The organism is Methylococcus sp. EFPC2 (assembly GCF_016925495.1).
In the GTDB taxonomy this organism is placed as follows: domain Bacteria; phylum Pseudomonadota; class Gammaproteobacteria; order Methylococcales; family Methylococcaceae; genus EFPC2.
In genome coordinates, this window is sequence record NZ_CP070491.1 from 627,193 (window position 1) to 650,276 (window position 23,084).

Here is a 23,084-nt window from a genome sequence, read left to right on the forward strand (position 1 = left end):
GGGCCCTGAGGCCTCACACGCCGCCACCCGCTACGCTGGAGCCGCAAGTTCAGGTGCCCGGCATTCCTAACGTCCGAGTATGGGGCGACGAATTCAGCCCGGTTTTTCAGAACGACACGATCGCCTCCATCCAACAGGAGAAGCAGAGCGGACTGTTCAAGGACGGGGATACGGTCAGCGTCCTGGCCATCTCGGGCGGCGGCGGGGACGGGGCCTTCGGGGCCGGGCTGTTGTGCGGCTGGACCGCGGCCGGTGACCGGCCGAGCTTTAAGGCGGTAACCGGCGTCAGCACCGGGGCGCTGACGGCTCCCTTCGCTTTCCTGGGGCCGGCCTATGACGACAAGCTGAAAAAGGTCTACACGACGATTTCGTCCAACGACATCCTGAAGCTCAAGTCCGTGTTCAGCATGCTGCGGGGCGATTCCATCAGCCTCAGCGATCCCCTTGCCAAGCTGACGGCGGAATACGTGGACGACAAGATGATCAAGGACATCGCCGCGGAACACGCCAAGGGGCGCAGGCTATACATCGGCACCACCGCCCTGGACGCTCAGCGGCCGGTGGTCTGGAACATGGGGGCCATCGCCGCGTCCGGCCACCCCGACGCCGCCGCGCTGTTCCGCAAGATCATGATCGCCTCGGCCGCTGTCCCGGTGGCCTTCCCGCCCGCCTATTTCGACGTCGAGGCGGGCGGCAGGCGCTACGACGAGATGCACGTGGACGGAGGCGTCGCCAACCAGGTGTTTCTCTATGGCCCCATGTTCGACGCGGCCAAGGCCCGCGACGACTTGGGGTTGGCAAAGCCGCGTCGGAAGTTCCGCGCGTTCGTCCTTAGGAACACCCGAATCAAACCGGCCTGGGAGGACATGACGCCACTGATGCGCAAGATCGCTCCGCGGTCGGTCTCCTCCCTCATCAAGGCGCAAGGCGTCGGCGATATCTACCGCATCTACGTCTCGGCGCTGCAGGATGGACTGGATTTCAACCTGGCCTACATCCCGGACGCGATGGATACCAATCGTTCCGACGAGTTCGACACCCACGTGATGACCGTGCTCTTCGATACCGGATACCGGCTGGCCAGTCATGGCTACCACTGGTTCAAGCAACCGCCGGGTTTGCCGGGCGCCGGGACCGGTGGCGACGGCTCCCATCCGGTTCGACTGCGGCCGGACCGGACTTTAGGCCAGGTCCCGCAGTAGCGGCACCTTTCGCACCCTAGCCCACAAAAGGACGGGACGCAATCGCCGGCGAAGGGAGCAACGGGTTGCCTGGCGATTTTGGAATAGGGCGGCCATAGGCGCTGTGGTCGGCAGCGGAGGCGGCGCGGGAAAAAGCTCGCCAGCAAAACCAGCAGCGCCTTTGCCGCGTGCATGCAACAGCGCGGTTATTTCATCAAATAACGTCGGATGGGCAAGGTCGGGATAAAAGATGAACGCACAAGAATCGGATTTAGGAATCTCCCTGGTTCGGGACGATTTGTTGTTTCGACTGCAGCGCCGCATCGGCCTGATCCCGGAACATGGCATGGGCCTGGTTCGGCGGGCGATTTTATTCGCCCTGCTGGCCTGGCTGCCCATCGCGCTGTGGGCGCTGGTCAACGGCAGGGCGTTGCCGGGTACCGTCGGTGAGCCCTTGCTGCAGCATTTCGGTATCCACGTTCGCTTCCTGGTCGCGCTGCCTTTGCTGATTGTCGGGGAAGGCATGGTGCACGGCCTGACCACCCGCCTCATCCCTCACTTTCAAACCTCCGGCCTGGTGCGGGACGAGCAGCGGGAGGCCTTCAGGGAGATACTTCGGGGCATGGTCCGTCTGCGCAACAGCACTCTTCCATGGGTCCTGATCGGGGCCATCATTGTCGCCGGGGTGGGGTTGCAGCAGCCCCATGAGGTGGAGCATGAACTCGTGTGGGCCAATGTCGGTGAACCGGTGTTTCTCCACTTGGGATTCGGAGGCTGGTGGATGGCTTATGTGGCCCGGCCGATATTTCTCGCCCTGATCTGTGCCTGGCTTTGGCGGCTGGTACTGATGGTCCTGCTGCTGAAACGCATCGCCGCTCTGAATCTCCAAATCGTTCCGACCCACCCCGACCGTGCCGGCGGCCTCGGTTTCCTCGAAAAACTTCCTACGGCGTTTAGCCTGTTTGCTTTCGCCATATCCGCCGTGGTGGCATCCCGGCTGGCACACGATGTGATCTATCACGGCGTGCACGTGCAGTCTCTGAAACCAGTGGTGGCGGTATTCCTGATCGTTCTGGTGCTGTTGTGCCTGGCGCCGCTCATGGTGTTCATTCCCACCCTGGCCGGCGCCAGGCGGCGAGCGCTGCTGGAATACGGTGCCCTGGTCGGTGAGCACGGCCGTCTCGTCCAGCGCCGTTGGATCCTGCGAGAAACGCTCGACGATCCGCCCCTGCTGGAGGCGCCGGAAATTGGCCCGGTGGCAGATACCGTGAGCCTTTACGACGCCGTAGCAAAGATGCGGGTGGCTCCCATCGGCAAGGCGGCGCTCCTCGCCGTGGCTGTGCCCGCCGCGATTCCGATGCTGGCGCTGTTCGCCATCGAGGTTCCGATCAAGGACTTGTTGCTGAAGTTGCTGGGAACCCTGGCATAACGGTGTTAGGTGATTCTTCCTCGTCCGACGAGCCGTGAAATATCAACAAAACAGGAGAGATCCATGCCTCACGCTTCGCATTTCTCATCCGCTGCCGTGGCACTCGCACTGGCAGTCCTGCCCGCAGTCAGCCTTGCCGTCGAGCCCATCAACTTCGAGATTCGGAACAATGCCGACTTGGCGGCCGTGTGCTCGACGCAGCCCGCCGATCCCAACTACATCGCGGCGATTCATTTCTGTCATGGGATCGGGGTCGGCCTGGTCCGATACCAGGAGGCGTTGCAGGAAGGCAAAGACGTCGAGCCGATTTTCTGTTTGCCCAAGTCCCTGACCCGCGCTAAGGCCGTGGAAACCTACCTGGGTTATGCGAAAGCCCATCCGGAATATGACCAGGAGGCCGTCGGCAACGTCCTGATCAAGTATCTGAGCGAGACCTATCCGTGTTCCAAAGGCAGTTCCGCCGATAGCCGCTGACCTTTACTTCAAGAAACTACGACGGGGAGAGTAAACCCATGAAGACCCACAACAAGACCCTGGTTGCCTGCTTGGCCCTGGCGTTGCTGACGGCTTTCAGCGGTTGCGCCGGGATGTCTGACACCCAACAGCGCACGATGACTGGCTCTCTAGGCGGCGCTGCCGCCGGTGCCGCCATTGGCGCGATCGCCGGGAATGCCGGGCTTGGTGCCGCTATAGGCGCTGGCGCCGGGGCATTGGGCGGATACGCCTACGGCAAGCATAAGGAGTCGGTCAACCGTGCCTACGAGCAGGGTCGCCGTGACGCCGGGCGTTAACTTCCCGGGCCGATCAGTTGGTCAAGCGGGGAGGAGGGATTGCGCATGGGCTGTTTCAGGTCGAGCACTTGAATTGAATAATTTTTAAGGGGGAAGCCACACAATTTAACTCGCAAGATCTTGTATTGCCGAAACCATCAGTATTCGCTCGCTCGCGTTCGAAGGACGCAGCCTCCTGGGTATCAACAACCACGAATAAGACGACAGGACAAGGCCATGAACGACCCACGAAAAAGAACCCCGCTCAAACTGTGCGGAATTTTGCTGCCAGCGATACTGGCCATGCTTTCCGGCTGTGCCAGTCAGCCGCTGGCCAGCTTTCAGGCATTCACTCCCGAGGATCTCAACCCTAAGGTCAAGTCGGGCGAGTACAAGCAGAAAGTCGACAATTTCCTCGTCATTCTGGACGCCTCCGGGTCTATGGATGACATTTATTTCGGCGCCGGTTTTCCCGAAACTTCCTCGGCGGACAAGTTCAACATCGAAAAGGAATTACTGAGCCGAGTGAACAAGACCATCCCGGCCCTGAAACTCAACTCCGGTCTTCGAACCTTCGGCTTCGGACCGTGTTTGGGGTGGAGTTTCACCCGATTGAACGCGCCGCTGGCGGCATATTCTCCGACTTCGTTTCAGAGCGCCTTGGACAGCCAGGAATGTTCGAGTGGTGGCTCGCCGATGGCCGATGCGTTGAATGCGGCCGCCGGCGATTTGCAGACCGCCCAGGGTAAGACCGCGATCATCCTGGTGAGTGACGGCAAGCAAACCACGGGCGACCCCCATAAAGCGGTCGAACAGCTGAAACAGCAGTACGGTGATCGACTCTGTCTGCACACGGTCTGGGTTGGCAATCCGGGCGAACCGGGCCAGACCCTGATGGGATCGTTGCCTAGCATTGCCGGATGCGGGACAAGCTCATCTGCTGGTGAGGTCGCATCCCGTGCCGGCGCTGCCGATTTCGTGACGAAAGTCTTCCTCAAGCCCGGTGTGGTCGATGACTGCTCGATCCGCGATTCCGATGGCGACGGGGTCAACGATTGCAACGACCAGTGCCCGGACAGCCCCAGGGGAGCCAAGGTGAACCGGAAAGGCTGCTGGGTGCTCAACAATGTTCTGTTCGATACCGATAAGGCTACCATCAAGCCGGTCAGCTATCCCGAGCTCGACGACGCGGCCAGGGTATTCGAAGTCAACCCGGGGCTGCGCGTGGAAGTGGACGGTCACACCGACAGCCGGGCTTCGGAGGCGCACAACCTGGATCTGTCGCAACGCCGTGCCGAAGCGGTTCGCGATTATTTCATCCGTCATGGCGTCGCGCCGAACCGTCTGACCGCGCAAGGTTTCGGCGAAAGCAGGCCGGTCGCCGACAATGACACGGACGAGGGCAGGGCGTTGAATCGCCGCGTGGAACTGAAAGTGATCAAGTAATGGCGCGGTGGAGGATAAGCAGTACTTGATTCAACTTGATAGTCATGAAGGCTCTTTCGTCGCCCCGCGTATGAAGACCAGTCATGGGAGGGACGCTCACGGCGCGAAGTGAGCGTCCCTCCCATCAATACGCTTTCGCGGAAGGCAAAACCTTTCCCCGCGGCGGCTTGGGGCATTCTTGGTACGCCGTAACTTTTGGCCCGGCTCCCATTCCCATGTTTCGAACCAGCCGGTTGATCACCCTTAGCGGATTTTAAGGATGACAGAAAAGATACCTGCGCAACACCGCAAGACCCTAGCATCGTGGGCTTTGTACGATATCGCCAGTTCCACCTATGGCGCTGTGGTCCCCGCCGGACTGCTTCCACTTTATTTCACCTCGGTCGTCGCTGAGGGTCGGCCGGATGCCCAGGCGCTCTGGGGAGGTCTGGCCGGCATTTCGGTGCTGATGGCCGGGATGGTGGCACCATTTGCGGGGGCCCTTGCCGACGGGCGGCGGACGCACGCTGCCGTGCTAGCCGCCTTCAGCCTGCTGTGCTGCCTCGCGACGGCCCTGCTTCCGCTGGCGGGACGCGGCGAGATCCTGCAGGCCGCGGCGCTGTTCATCGTGGCCCAGGTGAGTTTTACCGTCGCCATCGCGATCTATGACGCCTACGTGGAGCGCTTGGGCAATCTGTGGGGCGGCGCTGAAAAGCTGTCGAGTTTCGGCTGGGCACTGGGCTTCCTGGGCGGGATTGCCGCGTTGTCGGTCGCGATAGGGATGAGCAGTCCCAATGTGTCCGGCGGACAGGCTTCCGGGCTGATCGACTCCTTCCCTTGGGTTGCTCTCCTGTTCGCGCTGTTGGCCATTCCGGCCTGTCGCGGCCTGCGCCGGGTCCCCGCAGCACCCGTATCGGAGGCGGAACGGCACCCCTTGCTGCGTCCGTTGGAGACGCTGCGTGCCTGGCGTTCCCATCGCAGGACGATGCGCTTTTTGCTGGGCGCTTACCTAATCAACGACGCCATTGTCACCGTATTGTTTTTCACCGGGATTTATCTCCGCGACATCTTCGGGCTCTCGGTCACCCATCTGCTGTGGCTGGCGATGGCTTACCACGTGATCGCATTGCCGGCGACCGCCTTGTTCGGCATCCTCGCTCATCGGACCTCGGCCGGCACGGCCCTGCTTGCTACCTTGGGGTTCTGGGTTGCGGCCATCGGTGTGATGGCATTCGGACAAGGTTTGCCCGCTGCGGTCCTGGTCGTGGCACTGCTGGCAACGGTGATGGGTTCCACCCAGGCTCTACTGCGAGGCATGTACGCGCGATTGGTTCCTCCCGGCCAGGCCGCCGAATTTTTTGGCTTCAATGCCTTCGCGGGGCGTTTGTCCGCGGCCGTGGGCCCGGCGTTGTTTGGCGCCCTCAGTGCCGCCGCCGGAACGCCCAAAGCCGGCTTGCTGTCGCTGCTGTTATTCCTGGTGGCGGGGGCTGTGGTTCTGGCGGGAGTGCGGGAACCGGAGTCGGCAGTCGGCGGCGAACCCCAGGCCGATTCGATACTCGCGGAAGGTTAGACCCGGCTCAGGCCCCTATGAGTACCGCTCGGGGCTCCGGAAATGTGCGGCCGAGAGTCTCCGATGGACGCTCGCCGAAGAGCTGCGCGTAAACGACGGCGAATCGGCCCAGCTCGTAGAATCCATGCGCAAAAGCGATATCCGCAATCTTCGCCCCGCCCTTGTCGGTCGCCATCAATTGGCGGCGGACGGCGTGGAGGCGCCTTAGCTTCAGGTAGTCGCGGGCGCTCATGTCGAACGTATCCTGGAACGCCCGCTCCAGCGTTCTCTGGCTCACAGCCACCGCTTCACACAGAGCGGGCAGCGAAATCCCATTGAGTTCCCTCGAGTGAAGGTAATCCAGCGCCCGGTCGAGTCCACGAGCTCGGTTGAAAGGCCTCTCGGTCAAAGGTTTCGGCGGCCGGTAGTCGATCGCTGCGGCCAATTGCCTTACCAGGTCTTCCTCGAATGACCGTATTGCCTCCGGGAAGTGCAGCATTTGCGGGTGGATCAGCGCTTCCGACAATACCCGGCGCAGCCAACTGGCGAACCGTTCCAGCGAGGCGGTGGAAGCTGGCAGCAACAGGGTTGCCGCGGTGCGCTCCAGGGTTTTGCAGTCATCGTCGGGCAGGGATCGCCGCAGCAGATCCAGGGCTATCATCACGACGAAGTGGGTCTGACCTTCGGCGAACACCACATCCAGCGCGCCGCCTATCGAACAGGGCATCTCGGGTTCCTGCAACGGCGATTTCCCGAAAGTGCTAGCTGCAGCCAGGCGCACCGGCACGCACAATGTCAGCATGCCCGGCGGCAAGGAACCGCGCCCCCGGAGTGGCGCGCCGATGCTGGCGTGATGCAGCATCACATTGGGGGTCACGAGATAGGCCATGTCGAACCGGTACCTTCGGCCCAGAGGGGTGCAGATCACCTCTATGGGCCGCACGGCTTCTTCGTGCAGAAAAGGGTCGTCAGTTCCGAAGCGACCGGTTCTTGCCAATATTGGTACCCAGGAATCCCCGGGTGGACTGTAAAACGCTCTCTCGCGCATAGGCGCATCCATGTTTGGTTGAGGGCTTATTCCAGCGGTTTCGTTATACCAGCTTTTTGACGAAAACTGCATAACTGGCCGTAACGTCGGTCGGGTAAATTAGCTCGCATTCCGTTTCGGAAATATTAATCCGGCCCCATGACATCCAAGCCAGCGAAGCGGAGTTGTCGAAGCAATTGCAGAATCCGGGCGCCTTTTCTCTCGGCAGACGCTATTACCCGGAGAAATCCCGAGGCAGCCCGGCTTCGGGCATCGCTTCACCGTCACTGTGTTGTTTCCAAAGTGAGGAAAGTAGTGATGCCACGGAAAATGGCGGATGTGATGACGATGTGGAGAAATACTGCGTCAAGGCCAGCCACAAAGGCGGTAGGGGACCGTCAGTTCCGGTTGCCGTAATCCGACGCCAAGGATGGCGGACGCCTGTCAGCGCTCTTTGCGCCGGATACCCACGGTTTAGTCCTCGCCCATGATGGCAAAACGCTGCGCGATATAGTCGATCAAGCTCCGGACGGAGGGTAGCAGCCCCCGCCTGGAGGGAAACACGGCATGAATGATTTCCCGGCGTGGCGCCCAGTCCGGCAGCAGCCGAACCAGCGTATTCTCGGCCAACCGGTCGCGTACCATCATCACCGGCAACTGCACGATGCCGACACCGGCGAGCGTCGCGCCGCGCAGGGCGATCATGTCGCCGGTAACGTAGCGCGGCCTATGGTGGATCGCGGCCTGCGCTCCGTCGGGTCCGAACAGATTCCAGACATATTCCTGCTGCGGACCGCCCAGCCCCAGGCTGGGCCATTCCGCCAGGTCGGCGGGTGTTTGCGGTACGCCCAGACGTCCGATCAGCGCCGGACCGGCGACCAGACATTGGCCACGGTCGGCCAGCACGCGCATCACCAGGTCGCTGTCCTGCAGCGGCGGCGGCCGCACCCGCATCGCGGCTTCGAGACGGTCACCCTCGTCTACAAGGGCGAGGTGGCGCACCGCGATTCGACGGGCCAAGGCGGCGTCATCGGCCCCGGCGACGTGCAATGGATGACGGCGGGCGCCGGCATCCTGCACGAGGAGTTCCACTCCCCGGCCTTCACGCAATCGGGCGGCGCACTGGAAATGGTGCAACTGTGGGTGAATTTGCCGGCCAAGGACAAGATGACCGCGCCGGGCTACCAGGCCATCCTGGCTCGCGACATCCCGACCGTGGATCTGCCCGGCGGCGCCGGAACCTTGCGCGTGATTGCGGGCGAGTATGGCGGGCATGCCGGCCCGGCCCGGACATTCTCGCCCATGCAGGTCTGGGACATCCGACTGACACAAGGAGGCACGCTTGAGTTGGCGTTGCCCGAGGGATGGAACGCGGCGCTGATCGTCCTGCACGGTACGATCTCGGTGAACGACGGCACGGTCGCTCGGGAAGCGCAGATGGTCGTGCTGGATCAGGCCGGGGACGGCCTGATTGTCGAGGCCAGCAACGACGCCTCGGTGCTGCTGCTGAGCGGCGAGCCCATAGCCGAACCCATCGCCGGTTACGGGCCGTTCGTGATGAACAGCCGGGAAGAGATCGAGCAGGCCATCGCCGATTTCAACGGCGGCCGCTTCGGCCGGATGGCGAGCTAGCTTCCGCCCGGCCGCCCGAGGACGGCCGGGCAATCCGGTGCCCAGGCACCCCCCAACCTTAGCAAAGGAGTCTTAAGCATGAGTAAACCCTATGTTCGTCTCGACAAGAACAATGCCGCCGTTCTGCTGGTCGACCACCAGGCCGGGCTGTTGTCCCTGGTGCGGGATATCGAGCCTGACCGGTTCAAGAACAATGTCCTGGCCCTGGCCGACCTGGCGAAATACTTCGAGCTGCCGACCATACTCACCACCAGTTTCGAGGACGGCCCCAACGGTCCGCTGGTGCCCGAGTTGAAGGAGATATTCCCGGATGCACCGTATATCGCCCGGCCGGGCCAGATCAACGCCTGGGACAACGAAGATTTCGTGAGTGCGGTCAAGGCCACAGGCAGGAAGCAGCTCATCATCGCCGGCGTGGTCACCGAGGTCTGCGTGGCTTTCCCCACACTCTCCGCACTGGAGGAGGGTTACGACGTGTTCGTGGTGACCGACGCTTCCGGCACCTTCAACGAACTCACCCGGCAATCCGCCTGGGATCGCGTGTCGGCGGCGGGCGCCCAGTTGATCACCTGGTTCGGGGTCGCCTGCGAACTGCACCGCGACTGGCGCAACGACGTCGAAGGCTTGGGCGCCTTGTTCTCCAGCCACATCCCCGACTACCGCAACCTGATCACCAGCTACACCACGTTGAAGGCGCAAAGCTGATATCCACATCGGCCACACCCAACTGGATATATTTCTTATTCAAGGTTTTGCCTGATGCACCCCTCTCGGGTGCATCAGGCAAAACCCCGTTCTATAAACGTGGTTCGTTTGCTGGATTAATTTCCCGATTCTTGGTGAGTTGGTTCCGCACGACGGTGGCGTAAGTCCTGCCTATCCTAACTTCGGCGCCGTCTTTCATGACGGCGATCATGGCGGCGAACGGCGCTTTTTTGATGCGCGCAATGGCGTTGCGCCGCACGATGGCGCTGCGGTGGACGCGAATGAAGTCTTCCGGGTTTAGGCGTTGTTCCAGGGCGGTCAGCGTTTCGTGGTAGAGGTATTCCGTCCCTTTGACATGAATGCGCACATAGTCGCGTTCGGCCTGGATTCTGGTTATGTGGTCTTGCGTAATGCGGATGTGTTCTCCACGAACCTTGACCCAGAATTCGTGGTTTTGCTTGGTTTGTGAACACAGGGCGCGTTTGAGGGCGGCGATGGTTTCTTGCAATTCGGCGATACGGTCGGTTTGGTTGCGCGCGGCGACGGCGGATTTTGCCCGTTCCATCGCCAACCCAAAACGACCGGGTTCGATGGGTTTGGTGAGGTAGTCGACGGCGTTGGCTTCGAATGCACGCAACGCATGGTGATCGAACGCGGTGACGAAGACGACGATGGGTGGTTCCGGGCCTAATTGTTCCAATACGTCGAAACCGCTGCCTCCGGGCATCAGGATATCCAAAAGCAGGATGTCCGGCTGTAATTGGAGTGTTTTAAGGCGGGCTTCTATCACATCCGCGGCTTGTTCGATGCGGCCGATCCAATCCAGTTTGCCCAACAGACGAACCAGCCTGCGCCGGGCGAGCGGTTCGTCATCCACAACGAGAACGGTGAGCCCCGTCATGCTTGCCTCCAGGGGAGGTCCATGGCGACGCGGTAGCGGCTTGGTGAAATACATCCGGCTGAAAAGTGCGCCTCTTCTTGAAACCTGGCACGCAGGCGTTCTTCGACGTTGCGCAGTCCGACGCCCATGCCCGGAGAGCGGTTTTCTGTCGCATCGTCGCGCGGCATATCGTTTTCTACGGTGATGCGCAGTCGGTCGGCGTTGCAGTAGGCACTGAGCACGATCTCGACAGGGCCGCTGGTGGCACCGACGCCGTGCTTGATGGCATTTTCGATCACTGGTTGGAGGATGAGGCTGGGCACGAGCGCGTTGCCCACGTTATCGGGGATGTCGATCTTGAATGTCATGCGGTCGGAGAATCGCTCGCGTTCAATCTCCAGATACTCTTCCTGGAGGGAGATTTCATCGGCGAGCGACACATCGTGCATGGGGTCGAGCGAGAGCGTGGTGCGCATGAAGGTCGAGAGTGACAGCACCATGCGTTCGGCGCGTGTGGCCGCTCCTTCCTCAATCAGCCCGGCAATGGAGTTGAGCGTGTTGAACAGAAAATGCGGATTGATCTGGTAGCGGAGGGCCTGCATCTGAGCGGCAAGCGCTTCTTTACGTGCAATGGCCAGAAGTCGTTCGCGTTCGAGCACTTCAAAGTTGTCGAGCACCGCGACAAATAAACAACTCCATCCGAACAGCATGGAGGCGCCTTCAATCAGCGTGTAGCCGGAGTAAAGCGGGTCGAATGCGACGGTTTTGGGATATTGGCAAATGGTGTAGTTGATGAAGTCGATTGCCGTATAGATCGGGGCGGTGACGGCCGTCATCAGAAAGCACAGTAGCGCCTTTTGCAAGAATGACAGTCGATGACGCATGCGTATTAACAACCTCGCCATCAGGTAGGTCATTACCGCGCTTATTCCGAATAGCACGACTTTGAGCGGGGCGGATTCGATCGGATCGATGCTGATGAAGTAGCCCAGGATGCTGTCCGCGACAAACATGCAAAGCCAGTACAGCAAATTGAGTCGTAGCGCGGCCTGCATGATGCCGCAGGATACTGTTGTGTCGTCGGTGGTGACGGCAATGTCGGCAGTCGTATTCATGTAGGCATTATCTCCTTCCCAGGCACTTGTTCGAGTGCAGTTCGTCGTCGATTAATCGCTATTCGCAGAATTTTTTCTCCTCCGCCGTCCCATGGCGACGGTTGAAAGAAATTGAAGAGAATTTGCAAGCATCTGTTTTTACAATGCGACCAACTACACAGTTGGTACCTCCTGTGCTCACTATGTGGCATTCAAGAAATACGTTCTAACCGTACATCCCGTCGTCGGGATCGAGGGATGAGAAACGTGCGCAATTATCGATAAGAGAAGTTAAGAAATGAAAATAAAAAGATTATTTTCAGTGCTTGTTACTGTTGCAGCGACGGGGTGTGCGACGCTGGCTACGGATGATGTGATCGTTAAACGCACCGCGTTCGCTCTGGGGCTGGATAAAAGCGAATTTACCATTTCCGATCGCCAGAATGATGGAGCGCAGGCGACGTATCTGGCAACGACCAAGGCAGGGAAAAAGTACACCTGCTATGTGGAAGGCTATTTTTCCTATGCCTCGGGTAGAGAATCCTCCGATGCAATTTGCAACGAGCTCGGTGGCAAGGGCGCTGTTAATAATTGCAATGCACTACTTAAAAGAGCGGGGAAATGCTAAGGGGCAATACACAGATATTCAGCGATTGAATTTCGCTATGTGTTGAACTTGTGATGGTTTGTTACTGACTTGATAGGAGTAGAAATGGTGACGAAAAAACAAAGGCTTCTGGCCTCGGTACTTACCTTAGGGCTATCCATGTCGGCACATGCATCAACCGTCGTGACATTCGAAGATATATCTCCGAATGATCTGACGGATGGGTATGGCGGAATATTGGGATGGGCCTCGTTGGGTGGCGTCGGTATCGCTGATAAGGACTTGGGAGGGAATGGCCTAAAAACATTTTATGGACATGAAGGTATGGTCAGCTTCGATCATTCGCCGGTAGTGTTTCAAGGCACGTATTACAAGGCGTATGCCGTGCCCCAGGATGAGTTTCCCCTGACGGCAATTGAGCTTTGGTACCAGGGCAAAATGGTACACAGCCTCCAGTATTTGCGCTCTCCTCTTGGCCTGGAATGGCTGGCGTCTGACTATTCCGGACTCGTCGATAAAATTTACTTCAGAGGCGGTTTCGAAGGCTTTTCGATCGACGACCTGACATACGAGGCGGTCAGCGCCGTGCCGTTGCCGGCGAGCTGGATGATGTTTACCGGGGGGCTCGCCGTGCTGGGTTTCGTACGGCGTCGCATGAGTTCTTAATGCTGAGGTCAAACTGATGAAAATTCCCGGCAGCCCTCTATTGCAGACTGCAATGAGCACTATAGCGAGGGCTCGACCGGCTGTTTCACGGGAACTAACAGCCGTTGCGTCGGCTACGGTCACGATCTCGTCATTAGGAAAATCGTTGAGTGAAAGAGACGATCGCATTGTTGATCGCGAAGCGGTCGCTCAAATCATGGCCGGTAAAAGCCCGCGTAATATTCGATATTCCGAACTCGTTTCGGTAGCCGAAAAACTACGAGCTGCGGGGCAGCTTGCAGACAAGGATTATCTGGATTTTATCGGTCCCTCACCCGAGTTTTCCACGATTGACGGTTCTCGCAAGCCGGATTGGGATGTTCCCATGGACTATATCGGACGCCATGAAATGAATCTCGCATTCCTGACTGCGACCGGCGCAGAGCAGCGATATATTGATTTCGAGCAACGTCTGGTGTCGCTCTACAAATCGTTTGAGCCGTGATTCGGATAGCGAAAATGCCATTTTTCCGTGCTTCAGACGATGGGAGTGTCTTGAGCGGAAAAACAAGATCATCGAATTCATTTTTGAAAAATCCTTATAGTCCCGGTTGGCCAAGCCAGAATAGGGAATTTGGGAATGCCCGTTTTCTACCTGTTCTATGTGACCAGCGAGGTTGCTACATGGCGACGATTATGGGGTGCGCGTGGAAATGGAGTAATGGCCAATGAATAGATTCACAATTTCCCTGTTGCTGGCGACGATGGTGTCCGGTTGTGCGTCGTTGCCGGACAAGACCACGGCTCAAATCGACAACCGACGCGTTGAGTACGCACTAACCCGAAACGGAAACAAGACGGTCGTCTTTGAAAATGGCCTTGGCGGAACGATGGATTGGTGGACGAAGGTCTTTCCGGAGGTCGCGAAAAACACCACCGCTTTCGCCTACGACCGGCCCGGTTACGGGAAAAGCGATCCTGTATCAACGCCGCGCGACGGCATGCACATCGTCGATGAATTGCGCTCACTGCTGAAAAGCAAGGATTTGAATCCTCCTTATGTTCTGGTGGGACATTCGTTGGGCGGTTTGTACATGCAGTTGTTTGCTCGGCGCTACCCCGACGAAGTAAGCGCTCTCGTGCTGGTTGACTCCACCCATCCTGAACAACTCAAAGGCGCAGGTTCCTTCGAGAACTGGCCTATCTGGTTGCGAGTCATGTTCGGTGTGGCGATGTCGTCCGTGGAAAAAGAAGAGCTAAATGCAATCGATGTCACGGGAGAAGAAATTTTGCGGCTAGCAAGCTTCACCGGAAAACCCGTAGCCGTATTAAGCGCTTTGCAACCCATGAAGGAAAAGTCCACATTGGCCGATGACGCGAACGAGAAACGCAAGGACATTGCGCGCCTTTATCCTGGCAGCAAACAGATATGGGTTGACAGTGGCCATGGCATTCCGCTGGAAAAACCCGAGGCGATTATTTCGGTAATTCGCGACGTTCTTTCACAATAGCGATCCAGTTCGCACCCAGTCATGTGTAGAAGTTCAGACGACCATTTCGCCTGTGACTTGGCCTGAATGATGGGATTGCGGTCGGGTTCACATCCGGCCACCGTGACCTTATCACCGTCGAACAAAATTTTCGCCTCGCCCCGTGCCGGTTTGCTCAGCGTTTTAGTTTCAACCGTGAAAATCCCGCCAGGGCCGATCAACACGTGATCCAGATTGAACCCCTGGCCAACCACGTCGTGGAAAACCTGATAGCCATTTTCCCGCAAACGTTCCAGGAACTGGCCTACTGCCTTTTCGCCTTCGCTTGCCTGCCGAAGCTTCCGAAGTGTCGGCAAGGTGCGCCAGGTTTGCCACGCCGCGTAGAACACGAACAAGATGGCAAATGCGGAATAAACAATGGGGTTGAACGGCGCCGGATGAAAGTATCGCCACCATTCCAGGCCGGCGAGTAGGACCGTGAATCCGGCAATCATGTATGGCCCCAAATCTTGTCATAGACCAAATCGTCTCGCTGTTTATCAAGCGACTGCCCTGGATAGCGCAGGGGTTTGGCTTTGATGGGGGATTTCGTCCTTGGCTTCATCATCGAATCTCCACAGTGATCAGCTTGCTTCGTAGCTGGCAATCAGCAATGGCTTGGCTTTCTCGAAGTCGGCGGGATTCTGCAGGGTGATTTCCAGATCACCCGTCCCGAAATGGTCAATATCCGTCACGTCCCTCATAAAGCCTTTCTACAATGTGATGTTCTTGGGGGTTAGTTTCGCTTAGATCAACAGTTTACCCGCTTCGGGGTGTACCTCGGTACAGGCGAAATTCTTGATGCGGCGGAATGCAAAGTAGTTTTGCAGTTCCTTCTCCTGCACATCATCGCCCAGCGCTGGCAGGAAGGACTTCACTTCCTCGTAGAGGTCTTTCGAGGTATTGGGGGCATCCGGAAAATAGCGCTCGGCACGCGAACCCAATTGGCGAGCTCCGGGCTGAGGCCTGCCAGGATGCTGAAATTCGATGACATTCCTTGTGCTTCTGGGAGTTATGTGGATTTATCGGCAGTGGAATAGCTGGAAAGCATGGGGGTTCTGGCGGCCGGATGAAAGTGCGGTGGCATGTTTCGAACCCCAGAAATGCACACACCAACCTGTCCGTGGAACGACCACGCAGTGTTCGATATTAACTTGGGCCGGCCCAGGATATTATTAAGGTGGCCCTTTAATACCATACCATGTTCATGGATAACGCTATGTCAATGACTTGGGTGTCATTCGGGTGCGGCCATTTGCGCCTGGTTAATAATAGGGCAATTGCATCGATCAGCGCATCCCGGAGACTCATAATGAAAAAATTCCTTGATCTGGGCGTGATATTGGCACTCGGTTTGAGCGGCACCGCCTGCACCCAAGTTAAATCGACATCGCCACCCGGCGTAACCAATACTCCCTTAACCGTCACAACGGCGCCGCCGGCCTCGGTCGATTTCGACAAAGACATGCCTTCAGGTTTCGATATATCCGAAGCCAAAGACATGATCGAGCTTTGTATTGATCTGAGCGAACCATCCACCCCTTCCCGCGCCGCGGGTTGGGAGCTGAAATTCGATGGCTCGCAAGAGGCCGGCAGAAAAGGCGTTGGGCCGTACAACAACGCGTGGAAGCTCTGGAAAAAACAAGGTGCGGAAAATGTCTTTGCGATTGCGATCCGCGGAACCATCGAAGACTGGAACAGTATCAAGGAAGATCTGCTCGCGACTTCGCTGAACGCCACGCATGCCGAAATCACGCTCGGGCAAAATCGGGTTTTGCCGCTGGTATTGGCGGGAACGAGCGGTGCGGAAGCCCACCTGGGTTTCAGCTACGGTATGGCGGTATTGATGTTTCATAAGGAACTCGGCATTCTGAGGAAACTCAAGGAACTGGTTTCGGCCGGCAGCCGGGTATATATCACCGGGCATAGCCAGGGGGCCGCGCTCGCCACCCTAACGCATTCCTTTCTTCATTACGCCATGCGCGATCCGACCTACGGCTTGCAGGGTTTTGGTTTGAAGTCTTATTTGTTTGCTCAACCCAAACCGGGCAATTGGCAATACAGTATGGATTTCGCGAAGATCGCCGCTAACCGCGGGCTTTCCTATGTCGTCAACAACGCGCTTGATTGGGTACCACAGTTACCGATCACCGTCGAATTTATCGACGAGCCGCTCCGCGACATTGCAGCAGAATATATTCATGATTTGCCGGTAGCAGAGCGTAAGGTTGTCGAAGCCGGAATCGGTGGCCTTAAAATACTTAGGGCGCAGGTCGCCGAGAGGGTAAAAGACCGCGTGGAAGGGAAAATTCAAGGTTATTTCAAAAACCTCGATGAACATTTCTTCACAAGCAAACCGGCCGGCGAGCCGGCAGCGACGGCAGACTCGATTAACTATATTTCAGCCGGCAACCTGATCGCGGTATCCGGCGCCGACGATCCGAGTATCCGGCATGACGGCATCTTTACCCAGCATCATGCGACCAACTATCGTAAACTTCTATATACCTTGGCCAAATAACACGGGGAAGATGCCATGAGCACCGACATAGTCTGCGAAACAGCCGATCGTCCGAAAAATATCGTCGTATTCTGCGACGGTACCTGGAATACGCCGAACGAGCAGTCAAAAGGCATTCCCTGTCCCACCAATGTCGCCAAGCTGTTCGAAGCGGTTTATCCGTTCGACGCGACAGGAAATCCGCAAATCGTGACCTATATTCGGGGTGTGGGAACCCGCACATGGGAACGTATCCGCGGTGGCGGGTTCGGCTACGGGATTTCCGACAACGTCAAGGAAGGCTACAAATTCATTTGCAGCAACTATCAGCCGGGTGACCGTGTGTTTCTTTTCGGATTCAGCCGCGGGGCGTTTACCGCTCGTAGTATCGCGGGGTTTATCCATAATCTCGGTATTCTGAAGCGTGCCAAGTTCTACCTGATCGACGAAGCCTACGACCATTATCGCGACACAGCACCGGATTGGCGCCCGGGCTCCGAGAGCGCCGAGAAATTTCAAGCAGATCACGGGTGGCCGGAAAAGAGTGTGCACTTTCTGGGGGTCTGGGACACGGTCGGCGCGCTGGGGGCGCCCTATGGCGTGGTGATCGGCTGGATCATCGACAAGCTGTTCAAATGCAGTTTTCATGATACCAAGCTCAGCGCCACTATCCGCTCCGCGGCCCATGCCGTGGCGATCGACGAACAGCGCTGGCCGTTTCGTCCGACGCTTTGGGAGCTCAGTTCCTCGCATGATCCGGCCGACTTCGAAGAACGCTGGTTTCCCGGTGTCCATTCCGATGTCGGCGGCGGCTATGCGGAAACCGGATTGGCTGACGTCGCCCTGGACTGGATGGCGCAAAAAGCCTGTGCACGAGGTCTCTGCCTGGATCTGAACAAAGTCACGAACCCCGCGGTAAACCCGAATCCTCATGAAAGTCAGCATGATACGCTGAGTATCGGTTATCGGCTGCCCACAATACTGCTCGTCAAAATTCCGGCCGTTCTCGGCTTCGTGCTGCCGAAAACCACTCGCGAGGAATTGACCCGCGTCGGCTGGGCTGGAAACTACCGTCGTGCGATCACTGCCGGCGCAGCGACCGGCTATCAAGTCGAGTCGCTGACGAAATGCTGCGCGGCGGATGCGTCGCGGACCGCGCGCTAACGTAGCCGGATCGACTCGGGCGACGCGACGCGGGGAGCGACGACCGCACACCTCGGTCGGCGTGGGCCGGCGCCAACGCGTTCGGTGCTTGCAAGTGACTGAACGCGCCATGGAGCTTGAAGATTGAACCTTATCGGCGGCGCCGGAACCATGTCGGCCGTCGCTGCCTGCGCCCACGACCGACCAAGCTTGCCCGACACTCGGTGGTTTTCCCGTAGCGGGCTCTGACGATCGAAGTTCCCCCAGGATTCCAGCCCGTTTTTCTGCCCAATACGCTGTTTCCCGGAGAGATGGAGAAAACTATGCGAGCGCTATCGACCTGGCGGGGAGGCCTGTCCAGGCCCGAAAACGGTTAATCAAAAACCTCGTCTCCCGTTGGTTCGTAATGGGGGACATTGCTCATGCGGTGCCGCAAGGTCGACAATTCCAGATACATACGGCGGCGGGCGCGGCTCTGGTTGCCCAGGGGACGGTGTTCTTTGATACAGTGCCAGGGGTTGTAGGAGAGCTTGCGGGCGAAGGCCAGTTGTGCCGCGGAGTCGAATTTCTGCTTGGGGATGCGCAGGGTCGCCACCGACACCCGCGGCGACAGTTTTTCCGGCCAAAGCACCGCGGCGTTTTCCAGGGGCATGAGGTGGGAGTCGGTTTGCAGCTGGATGCGGAAATCCAGTTCCACGTCGCCCTCGTCTAGGGCGTTCACCATGGCCTGGCGCAGGTAGTCGTCCGGCGGCCGGTTGAAGGGCAGGCAGGGGATGCGGCTCTTGCGCTTGGTCTTGGGCCAAACGGAATATTGCATGGCCTGGCCTTCCCCAAGCAAATAAGGCACGCAGCTGAAATAGGGGGCCTCGAAGGGGCTGCTCTGCACCGTGATCCATAGGAACTGCATGATCCCGTCCAGTAGGTGGGAATTGAACGGGTTGATGAAGTGGAATATCTGCGCGTTCTTGTAGCTCCACTGCTGCAGGTTGGCGTTCTCGCGGGTATTGGGGGTGACGAAGGTGGGGGTGGAAACGCCGAACAAATCCTGCGTGTGCTGTTCCTCGTCCATCAGCTTGTCGCCCGGCACGCCCAGCAGCTTGATGCTGATGCTCATGAAGCCGACATCGTCGACGTCCGGGGTGATGTAAGGGCCTGGGCCGGAGAAGCGGACCCAGGCGCGGTAGGTCTTGGGTTCGGCGAAGATGCCGTGGCGGTATTCGGCGGGCAGGTTGTCGTGGACGATGAATTCGGCGCGCACGATGCCGTGGGTCTTGGTGTTACCGCCGCGCTCGAAGCTGCCGGCCTTCCACAGTCGGTGCATCTGGTCGCGGAAGCTGCAGATGATGGAGTCGATGTAGGCCTCTTCGTCAGGCAGCGGCTTTTCCTCGGCGATCTTCAGGCCCTCGTTCCTGCGCGGCAGGTTGATCAGTGCCGTTACCAGCCGAGCGATGGGGTCGCGCAGGGTAGCGTCGAAGATCGGCCGCCAGAACGGTTCGATGCGGTGTTCCAGTTGCAGCAGCTTCAGCGCGGTGTCGCTGATCCAGTCGAGTATGGGGTAACCGGTGTCGGCGGGCGGGACCGGTCGGCTGGCGTTGGAATCCATGGCGGCGTCCTCAGGTGGCGGTGACCAGGTAGCGCAGGGCGCGTATGCCCGGCAGGAAGAAATAGGCGCCGCCCTTTACGCTGACGAAGCGGGGTAGGCCCTCCAGACGCTGGTCGGCACCGTAAGCCTGGGGCATGGAGAAATGGTCGGTGGTGCCGCCGTTCAGGTCCTTGGTTCGTGCCCCCAGCAGCGGATCGCCCTCCCGGTCCAGCCCGCCGAAGCGGGTCCCGGTCAGCCAGGCCGATTGTACGAATTCGAACTGCCGGGCGATGTTGGCGTTGAGGCAGATGAAGTGCAGCCCTGCCTCGGTCTCGGTGCCGGTCAAAGCCTGGTCGATGGTGATCGGCTGGCCGTATTCCCGGCCGCGCCGCACCAGGCGGTGAAAGCGGGTGGAGGCAATCAGGTCCTGTTCGCGGGCTCTGGCGTCGTAACCCAAGATCCTGCACAGCCAGCCCAGTAGTCCCGGTTTCCCCGGCGGAATGTCGCCGTTGCGGGGATTGGCGCGGCGGATGTGGGCGCCGATGGGGCAGCGCAGGCCCTGAGTATCGGCCCGGTAGTCGAAGCCGTTGAGGCCGTCGGATTGCACCAGTGGCTTGCCGTCCAGGCTGCGGCCGACCATGGCCTCGGCGTAGCGCGTGCGTAGTGTCGCGTCGCCTTCGGCCTGCCGGTCGAGCGTTTGCCAGAAGCCGGCGACGTCCTGGTGCAACTGGCGGAAAACCAGATAGCTGCCGTTGCGCCCCAGGTCGGCCTTTTCCGGAACGTCCTCGGCGCGGGGCAGTTCCGCCGCGGCGCCTTGCGGGTCCAGCAGGGGGCGATCGGTATAGAGCCCGTACTCGTTGGGATAGCCCAGCAGGAACTCACCCAGGCAGGACAGATTGGTGTACTCCTCCAGCTCCTGATCCCGCACCGCCCGCTGCCGTTTCCAGTCCAGTTTGGGCTGGGAGATGCCGTCGACGAAGCCGAAGGGTTCGCGCCCATCCATGTCCGAGGTGTCCAGTTCGGACGAGATCTGAAAACCGGTCGAGCAGCCTTTCAGCACCTGCCGCTTCCACGTCTCCAGGGCATCGGGCTTGGCGTACAGCATGACCAGCACATGGGGCAGCTTCTTGGACGCGCCCCATTGCCAGACGGTTGGCGCGCTGTCGTCCACGTCGCCCAGGCGGCGCGAGCGGTTTTCGTCGCCCGCCATGCCCGCCACGAATTCCACGGAAAAGCCTTGCAGGATGTCGTCGCCCACCCCCAGGGCACGCAGCCCCTCGCAGCTTAACGCCACCTGCAGCGCCCTGTCCGGTGGCGGGCTGGCGTCGATGGCGCTGGTGACGGGGAGCTGAGCCAGCCAGGTGCGGGCCGCCTCTTGCTTTTGCTCCTTGACCCGCAGCAGCACGAAGCAAGCCTGCTTCAAGTGGCCGTAGGCGAAGCGCACCAGGCCCTGGATGTCGTCCAGTTCCACCTCCCGGCTCATAGCAGCCTCAGCCAGGCCAGCACCTGGTCGTCGGGCATGGGCGCGCAGGACAAACCCTCCCGGATTTTCCGGTTGCGGCGGATGTCGGTCAGGGTCAGGCCGGGATAGGCCTTGTACCAGACCTGGGTGGGCAGTTGGTGGCGCCTTTGGAAATACTTGAAGCGCTGTTCGATTCGGGCACCTCGCTTGATCAGCCAGTCGGTGCGGGGCCAGCCGAGGCCGTTGCTGAACACCAGGTTGAGGCCCCAGGCCACCTTATTGATGAAATCGTCCATATACGCCTCGTGGCCGCCGTCGTAGTTGCTGGCGAACAGAACCCGCTGCTTGTCGTCGAGGAATACCCAGCGGGCGAAGTGGATGGTCTGCACCCGCGCCAGATGGCCACGGGCGAACAGTTGGCGGGCGCCCCAGTCGATCAGCGCCACCACGGCGGTCAGCAGCCAGCGCCGGAACAGGCCGGGCTTCACCAGTCCGAAGGCGGTGTACTGGTTGGTGACGTCGTGGTCTTCCAGCCGCTTCAGGGTCAACAGAAAGTTGACGTCGGGCCGCGGACAAATTTCCGGGTCGGTCTTCTCCAAGCGGCGCAGCCAGAAGAGCAGGATCGGGGAGAACAGCAACAGGAAGGGGGCGGCCAGCAGCCCGATCAAGGGAATGGCCAGCAGATTCAGATAATGGCGGATCAGCCATTCCCATGGAGTCGGCTCTTCCCGAGTGAAATGGAGACGTCCGGCTCGCACCTCGGCGCGGCTGAATTCCACCAGTTCGCAGCGCAGCTTCCGCGCCTCGTCGGCGGAAGCCACGGCCTCGCGCGGAACCTGGGCTGCCAGCGCCCGGTGCAGGGCCGCTTCCTCCCTGATTTGCCGTACCGTACGGCCCACCGTGTTGACGTAGTTGGCGCCCACCGGACGTAGGTGGTCACGCAGCCAAGTGGCCAGTTCGGTGCCGTCGCCGAAGTCGTCGCAGTGGGAGAAAATTTGCCGCAATCCGGCTTCCGCCTCCCGCACCAGTTCCGCCAGGAAGGGTTCGGCGGACCCGTCCACGTCGCCGAAGAAGGCCAAGTAGGTCGGCAGTTCCGGCTTGGGCAGACGGTACACCTCCATGTCACCCAGAGTGGGATCGGCCAGGATCACGAAGCGGGCGTAATGCAGACCTTCGAACCGGCCGAAGGGTAGCAGGGCGTTGTCGGGGTCGGCCATGCCGGGTTTGCCGTTCATGGTTTCCAGCAATTGCCGCAAGGCATCCTCGCGGCCCCCTTCGACCGTGGCGACCACCATGAAAGGGGATTGCGGGGTCATGGCTGGTTAGAACTGCAGGGCGAAATCGATCAGACGTTTCTTGCCCCAATACACCTTACCCAGGTAGAGGCCGGGGCCGATCGGCCGGATTTCGTCGCGGATCCGGCGGGCGACCAGGGAGGTCTCGGAGTAGTCGAGCACGATGCACTCCTTGCCGTCCAGCCAGCTGTCGGCCTTGTAGATCTTGGCGACGATGGCCTTCAGCCCGAAGAACAGGATCTTGTTTTTCAGATAGCCCTTTTCGGCGTCGAACACTTTGCCCTGCCAGACGAGCCAGTAGACGATCTTGGCGATGGGCCCGGAATAACGGGTCCCCGGCGCGATGATGGCCGTGCCCTGGGCCTCGCCGTTGGGAATGTCTCCTGCGGGGCTGGCCTTGAATACGTCGTCCAGCTGCTCCTGCGTCATCGCCAATAGATCCGGTACGGTGTAGCTCATGACTTGATTCTCCTTAGGATACAAATGTGTTGTCACATTGCGTAGGGTCAGTTCGGCGCACATTCGGATCGGTTCAAAGATACCGAGAGCCTGTGCGTGCGTCGCAGCCCGCCGGCTTTAGGTGGTGGGCTGCGACGCACCGCAAGGGCAGGGGTTAGACGGAGCCATCA

The 23,084-nt window shown here is 59.4% G+C and carries 24 protein-coding genes; 14 read left to right on the forward strand and 10 right to left on the reverse strand.

The features are described 5' to 3' along the window. Window positions 1-53 precede the first annotated feature (53 nt). From JWZ97_RS02825 to JWZ97_RS02850, 6 genes are all read left to right on the forward strand, one after another. Window positions 54-1,202 (forward strand): patatin-like phospholipase family protein, encoded by a 1,149-nt coding sequence (locus tag JWZ97_RS02825; RefSeq protein WP_205433277.1) that lies wholly within the window; start codon window positions 54-56, stop codon window positions 1,200-1,202. A gap of 229 nt (window positions 1,203-1,431) precedes the next feature. Beyond that, a complete protein-coding gene (locus JWZ97_RS02830) occupies window positions 1,432-2,610 on the forward strand; it encodes a hypothetical protein (protein ID WP_240342452.1) in 1,179 nt (392 codons plus the stop codon). 63 nt (window positions 2,611-2,673) lie between these two features. Beyond that, entirely contained in the window at window positions 2,674-3,084 is a 411-nt protein-coding gene (locus JWZ97_RS02835) for a Rap1a/Tai family immunity protein (RefSeq protein ID WP_205433278.1), read from the forward strand. Between the two features lie 38 nt (window positions 3,085-3,122). After that, on the forward strand, window positions 3,123-3,401 hold the full coding sequence (locus tag JWZ97_RS02840) for a YMGG-like glycine zipper-containing protein (RefSeq protein WP_205433279.1): 279 nt from the start codon (window positions 3,123-3,125) through the stop codon (window positions 3,399-3,401). A 216-nt stretch (window positions 3,402-3,617) separates the two neighbouring features. Next, window positions 3,618-4,826: an OmpA family protein gene (locus JWZ97_RS02845; RefSeq protein ID WP_205433280.1), complete on the forward strand. Its 1,209-nt coding sequence runs from the start codon at window positions 3,618-3,620 to the stop codon at window positions 4,824-4,826. Window positions 4,827-5,085: 259 nt separating this feature from the next. Continuing rightward, window positions 5,086-6,375 carry an MFS transporter gene (locus tag JWZ97_RS02850; RefSeq protein WP_205433281.1) on the forward strand — a complete coding sequence of 430 codons (1,290 nt, stop codon included), beginning with the start codon at window positions 5,086-5,088 and terminating at the stop codon, window positions 6,373-6,375. A gap of 7 nt (window positions 6,376-6,382) precedes the next feature. On the opposite strand, the gene JWZ97_RS02855 is transcribed toward JWZ97_RS02850, so the two are convergent. Next, the gene (locus tag JWZ97_RS02855) at window positions 6,383-7,243 is read right to left on the reverse strand and encodes a helix-turn-helix domain-containing protein (protein WP_205433282.1); all 861 of its coding nucleotides are present in this window, start codon (window positions 7,241-7,243) and stop codon (window positions 6,383-6,385) included. Window positions 7,244-7,855: 612 nt separating this feature from the next. Then, window positions 7,856-8,401, reverse strand: coding sequence for a LysR substrate-binding domain-containing protein (locus JWZ97_RS19925; RefSeq protein WP_240342453.1), 546 nt, complete (start codon window positions 8,399-8,401; stop codon window positions 7,856-7,858). Between JWZ97_RS19925 and JWZ97_RS02865 the strand changes: the two genes are divergently transcribed. Next, complete coding sequence (locus tag JWZ97_RS02865; protein WP_240342564.1) at window positions 8,309-9,013, forward strand: pirin family protein; 705 nt, start codon at window positions 8,309-8,311, stop codon at window positions 9,011-9,013. The two genes, JWZ97_RS19925 and JWZ97_RS02865, sit on opposite strands and share 93 nt — an antisense overlap. 78 nt (window positions 9,014-9,091) lie before the next feature. Continuing rightward, on the forward strand, window positions 9,092-9,718 hold the full coding sequence (ycaC, locus tag JWZ97_RS02870; protein WP_205433285.1) for an isochorismate family cysteine hydrolase YcaC: 627 nt from the start codon (window positions 9,092-9,094) through the stop codon (window positions 9,716-9,718). Between the two features lie 91 nt (window positions 9,719-9,809). On the opposite strand, the gene JWZ97_RS02875 is transcribed toward ycaC, so the two are convergent. Both JWZ97_RS02875 and JWZ97_RS02880 read right to left on the reverse strand, forming a co-directional pair. Further along, the gene (locus JWZ97_RS02875; protein WP_240342454.1) at window positions 9,810-10,673 is read right to left on the reverse strand and encodes a LytTR family DNA-binding domain-containing protein; all 864 of its coding nucleotides are present in this window, start codon (window positions 10,671-10,673) and stop codon (window positions 9,810-9,812) included. Further along, complete coding sequence (locus JWZ97_RS02880) at window positions 10,616-11,713, reverse strand: sensor histidine kinase (RefSeq protein WP_205433286.1); 1,098 nt, start codon at window positions 11,711-11,713, stop codon at window positions 10,616-10,618. Before JWZ97_RS02880 ends, JWZ97_RS02875 begins: the two co-directional genes overlap by 58 nt. 277 nt (window positions 11,714-11,990) lie before the next feature. Between JWZ97_RS02880 and JWZ97_RS02885 the strand changes: the two genes are divergently transcribed. From JWZ97_RS02885 to JWZ97_RS02900, 4 genes are all read left to right on the forward strand, one after another. Further along, entirely contained in the window at window positions 11,991-12,320 is a 330-nt protein-coding gene (locus JWZ97_RS02885) for a hypothetical protein (protein WP_205433287.1), read from the forward strand. 84 nt (window positions 12,321-12,404) lie between these two features. Continuing rightward, window positions 12,405-12,965, forward strand: coding sequence for a VPLPA-CTERM sorting domain-containing protein (locus tag JWZ97_RS02890; protein WP_205433288.1), 561 nt, complete (start codon window positions 12,405-12,407; stop codon window positions 12,963-12,965). A 145-nt stretch (window positions 12,966-13,110) separates the two neighbouring features. Further along, on the forward strand, window positions 13,111-13,449 hold the full coding sequence (locus JWZ97_RS02895; protein ID WP_205433289.1) for a hypothetical protein: 339 nt from the start codon (window positions 13,111-13,113) through the stop codon (window positions 13,447-13,449). A 223-nt stretch (window positions 13,450-13,672) separates the two neighbouring features. Further along, window positions 13,673-14,455, forward strand: coding sequence for an alpha/beta fold hydrolase (locus JWZ97_RS02900; RefSeq protein ID WP_205433290.1), 783 nt, complete (start codon window positions 13,673-13,675; stop codon window positions 14,453-14,455). On the opposite strand, the gene JWZ97_RS02905 is transcribed toward JWZ97_RS02900, so the two are convergent. Both JWZ97_RS02905 and JWZ97_RS02910 read right to left on the reverse strand, forming a co-directional pair. After that, window positions 14,353-14,928 (reverse strand): nuclease-related domain-containing protein, encoded by a 576-nt coding sequence (locus tag JWZ97_RS02905; protein WP_205433291.1) that lies wholly within the window; start codon window positions 14,926-14,928, stop codon window positions 14,353-14,355. The genes JWZ97_RS02900 and JWZ97_RS02905 overlap by 103 nt on opposite strands. Window positions 14,929-15,219: 291 nt before the next feature. Further along, window positions 15,220-15,417, reverse strand: coding sequence for a DUF5655 domain-containing protein (locus tag JWZ97_RS02910; protein ID WP_205433292.1), 198 nt, complete (start codon window positions 15,415-15,417; stop codon window positions 15,220-15,222). 368 nt (window positions 15,418-15,785) lie between these two features. Between JWZ97_RS02910 and JWZ97_RS02915 the strand changes: the two genes are divergently transcribed. Together JWZ97_RS02915 and JWZ97_RS02920 are read left to right on the forward strand one after the other, a co-directional pair. Continuing rightward, window positions 15,786-16,994: a hypothetical protein gene (locus tag JWZ97_RS02915; RefSeq protein ID WP_205433293.1), complete on the forward strand. Its 1,209-nt coding sequence runs from the start codon at window positions 15,786-15,788 to the stop codon at window positions 16,992-16,994. Between the two features lie 15 nt (window positions 16,995-17,009). Further along, a complete protein-coding gene (locus JWZ97_RS02920) occupies window positions 17,010-18,137 on the forward strand; it encodes a DUF2235 domain-containing protein (RefSeq protein ID WP_205433294.1) in 1,128 nt (375 codons plus the stop codon). A gap of 352 nt (window positions 18,138-18,489) precedes the next feature. On the opposite strand, the gene JWZ97_RS02925 is transcribed toward JWZ97_RS02920, so the two are convergent. Genes JWZ97_RS02925 through JWZ97_RS02940 form a run of 4 tightly spaced genes read right to left on the reverse strand, consistent with a single transcriptional unit; the run spans window position 18,490 to window position 22,914 of the window. Continuing rightward, window positions 18,490-19,719 (reverse strand): catalase family protein, encoded by a 1,230-nt coding sequence (locus JWZ97_RS02925; protein ID WP_240342455.1) that lies wholly within the window; start codon window positions 19,717-19,719, stop codon window positions 18,490-18,492. A 10-nt stretch (window positions 19,720-19,729) separates the two neighbouring features. Next, the gene (locus JWZ97_RS02930) at window positions 19,730-21,181 is read right to left on the reverse strand and encodes a peroxidase (RefSeq protein ID WP_205433295.1); all 1,452 of its coding nucleotides are present in this window, start codon (window positions 21,179-21,181) and stop codon (window positions 19,730-19,732) included. Beyond that, a complete protein-coding gene (locus JWZ97_RS02935) occupies window positions 21,178-22,476 on the reverse strand; it encodes a hypothetical protein (RefSeq protein WP_205433296.1) in 1,299 nt (432 codons plus the stop codon). Before JWZ97_RS02935 ends, JWZ97_RS02930 begins: the two co-directional genes overlap by 4 nt. Window positions 22,477-22,482: 6 nt before the next feature. Continuing rightward, window positions 22,483-22,914 carry a hypothetical protein gene (locus JWZ97_RS02940; protein WP_205433297.1) on the reverse strand — a complete coding sequence of 144 codons (432 nt, stop codon included), beginning with the start codon at window positions 22,912-22,914 and terminating at the stop codon, window positions 22,483-22,485. Window positions 22,915-23,084 lie beyond the last annotated feature (170 nt).

What these genes read in the sequence shown, in the direction of transcription:
- ycaC (WP_205433285.1), top strand. Translation starts at nt 9,092, where the DNA reads ATGAGTAAACCCTATGTTCGTCTCGACAAGAACAATGCCGCCGTTCTG.
- JWZ97_RS02830 (WP_240342452.1), top strand. Translation starts at nt 1,432, where the DNA reads ATGAACGCACAAGAATCGGATTTAGGAATCTCCCTGGTTCGGGACGAT.
- JWZ97_RS02890 (WP_205433288.1), top strand. Translation starts at nt 12,405, where the DNA reads ATGGTGACGAAAAAACAAAGGCTTCTGGCCTCGGTACTTACCTTAGGG.
- JWZ97_RS02835 (WP_205433278.1), top strand. Translation starts at nt 2,674, where the DNA reads ATGCCTCACGCTTCGCATTTCTCATCCGCTGCCGTGGCACTCGCACTG.
- JWZ97_RS02855 (WP_205433282.1), bottom strand. Translation starts at nt 7,243, where the DNA reads ATGGCCTATCTCGTGACCCCCAATGTGATGCTGCATCACGCCAGCATC.
- JWZ97_RS02940 (WP_205433297.1), bottom strand. Translation starts at nt 22,914, where the DNA reads ATGAGCTACACCGTACCGGATCTATTGGCGATGACGCAGGAGCAGCTG.
- JWZ97_RS02905 (WP_205433291.1), bottom strand. Translation starts at nt 14,928, where the DNA reads ATGATTGCCGGATTCACGGTCCTACTCGCCGGCCTGGAATGGTGGCGA.
- JWZ97_RS02840 (WP_205433279.1), top strand. Translation starts at nt 3,123, where the DNA reads ATGAAGACCCACAACAAGACCCTGGTTGCCTGCTTGGCCCTGGCGTTG.
- JWZ97_RS02880 (WP_205433286.1), bottom strand. Translation starts at nt 11,713, where the DNA reads ATGAATACGACTGCCGACATTGCCGTCACCACCGACGACACAACAGTA.
- JWZ97_RS02920 (WP_205433294.1), top strand. Translation starts at nt 17,010, where the DNA reads ATGAGCACCGACATAGTCTGCGAAACAGCCGATCGTCCGAAAAATATC.
- JWZ97_RS02935 (WP_205433296.1), bottom strand. Translation starts at nt 22,476, where the DNA reads ATGACCCCGCAATCCCCTTTCATGGTGGTCGCCACGGTCGAAGGGGGC.
- JWZ97_RS02885 (WP_205433287.1), top strand. Translation starts at nt 11,991, where the DNA reads ATGAAAATAAAAAGATTATTTTCAGTGCTTGTTACTGTTGCAGCGACG.
- JWZ97_RS02900 (WP_205433290.1), top strand. Translation starts at nt 13,673, where the DNA reads ATGAATAGATTCACAATTTCCCTGTTGCTGGCGACGATGGTGTCCGGT.
- JWZ97_RS02845 (WP_205433280.1), top strand. Translation starts at nt 3,618, where the DNA reads ATGAACGACCCACGAAAAAGAACCCCGCTCAAACTGTGCGGAATTTTG.
- JWZ97_RS02930 (WP_205433295.1), bottom strand. Translation starts at nt 21,181, where the DNA reads ATGAGCCGGGAGGTGGAACTGGACGACATCCAGGGCCTGGTGCGCTTC.
- JWZ97_RS02915 (WP_205433293.1), top strand. Translation starts at nt 15,786, where the DNA reads ATGAAAAAATTCCTTGATCTGGGCGTGATATTGGCACTCGGTTTGAGC.
- JWZ97_RS02925 (WP_240342455.1), bottom strand. Translation starts at nt 19,719, where the DNA reads ATGGATTCCAACGCCAGCCGACCGGTCCCGCCCGCCGACACCGGTTAC.
- JWZ97_RS02875 (WP_240342454.1), bottom strand. Translation starts at nt 10,673, where the DNA reads ATGTATTTCACCAAGCCGCTACCGCGTCGCCATGGACCTCCCCTGGAG.
- JWZ97_RS02850 (WP_205433281.1), top strand. Translation starts at nt 5,086, where the DNA reads ATGACAGAAAAGATACCTGCGCAACACCGCAAGACCCTAGCATCGTGG.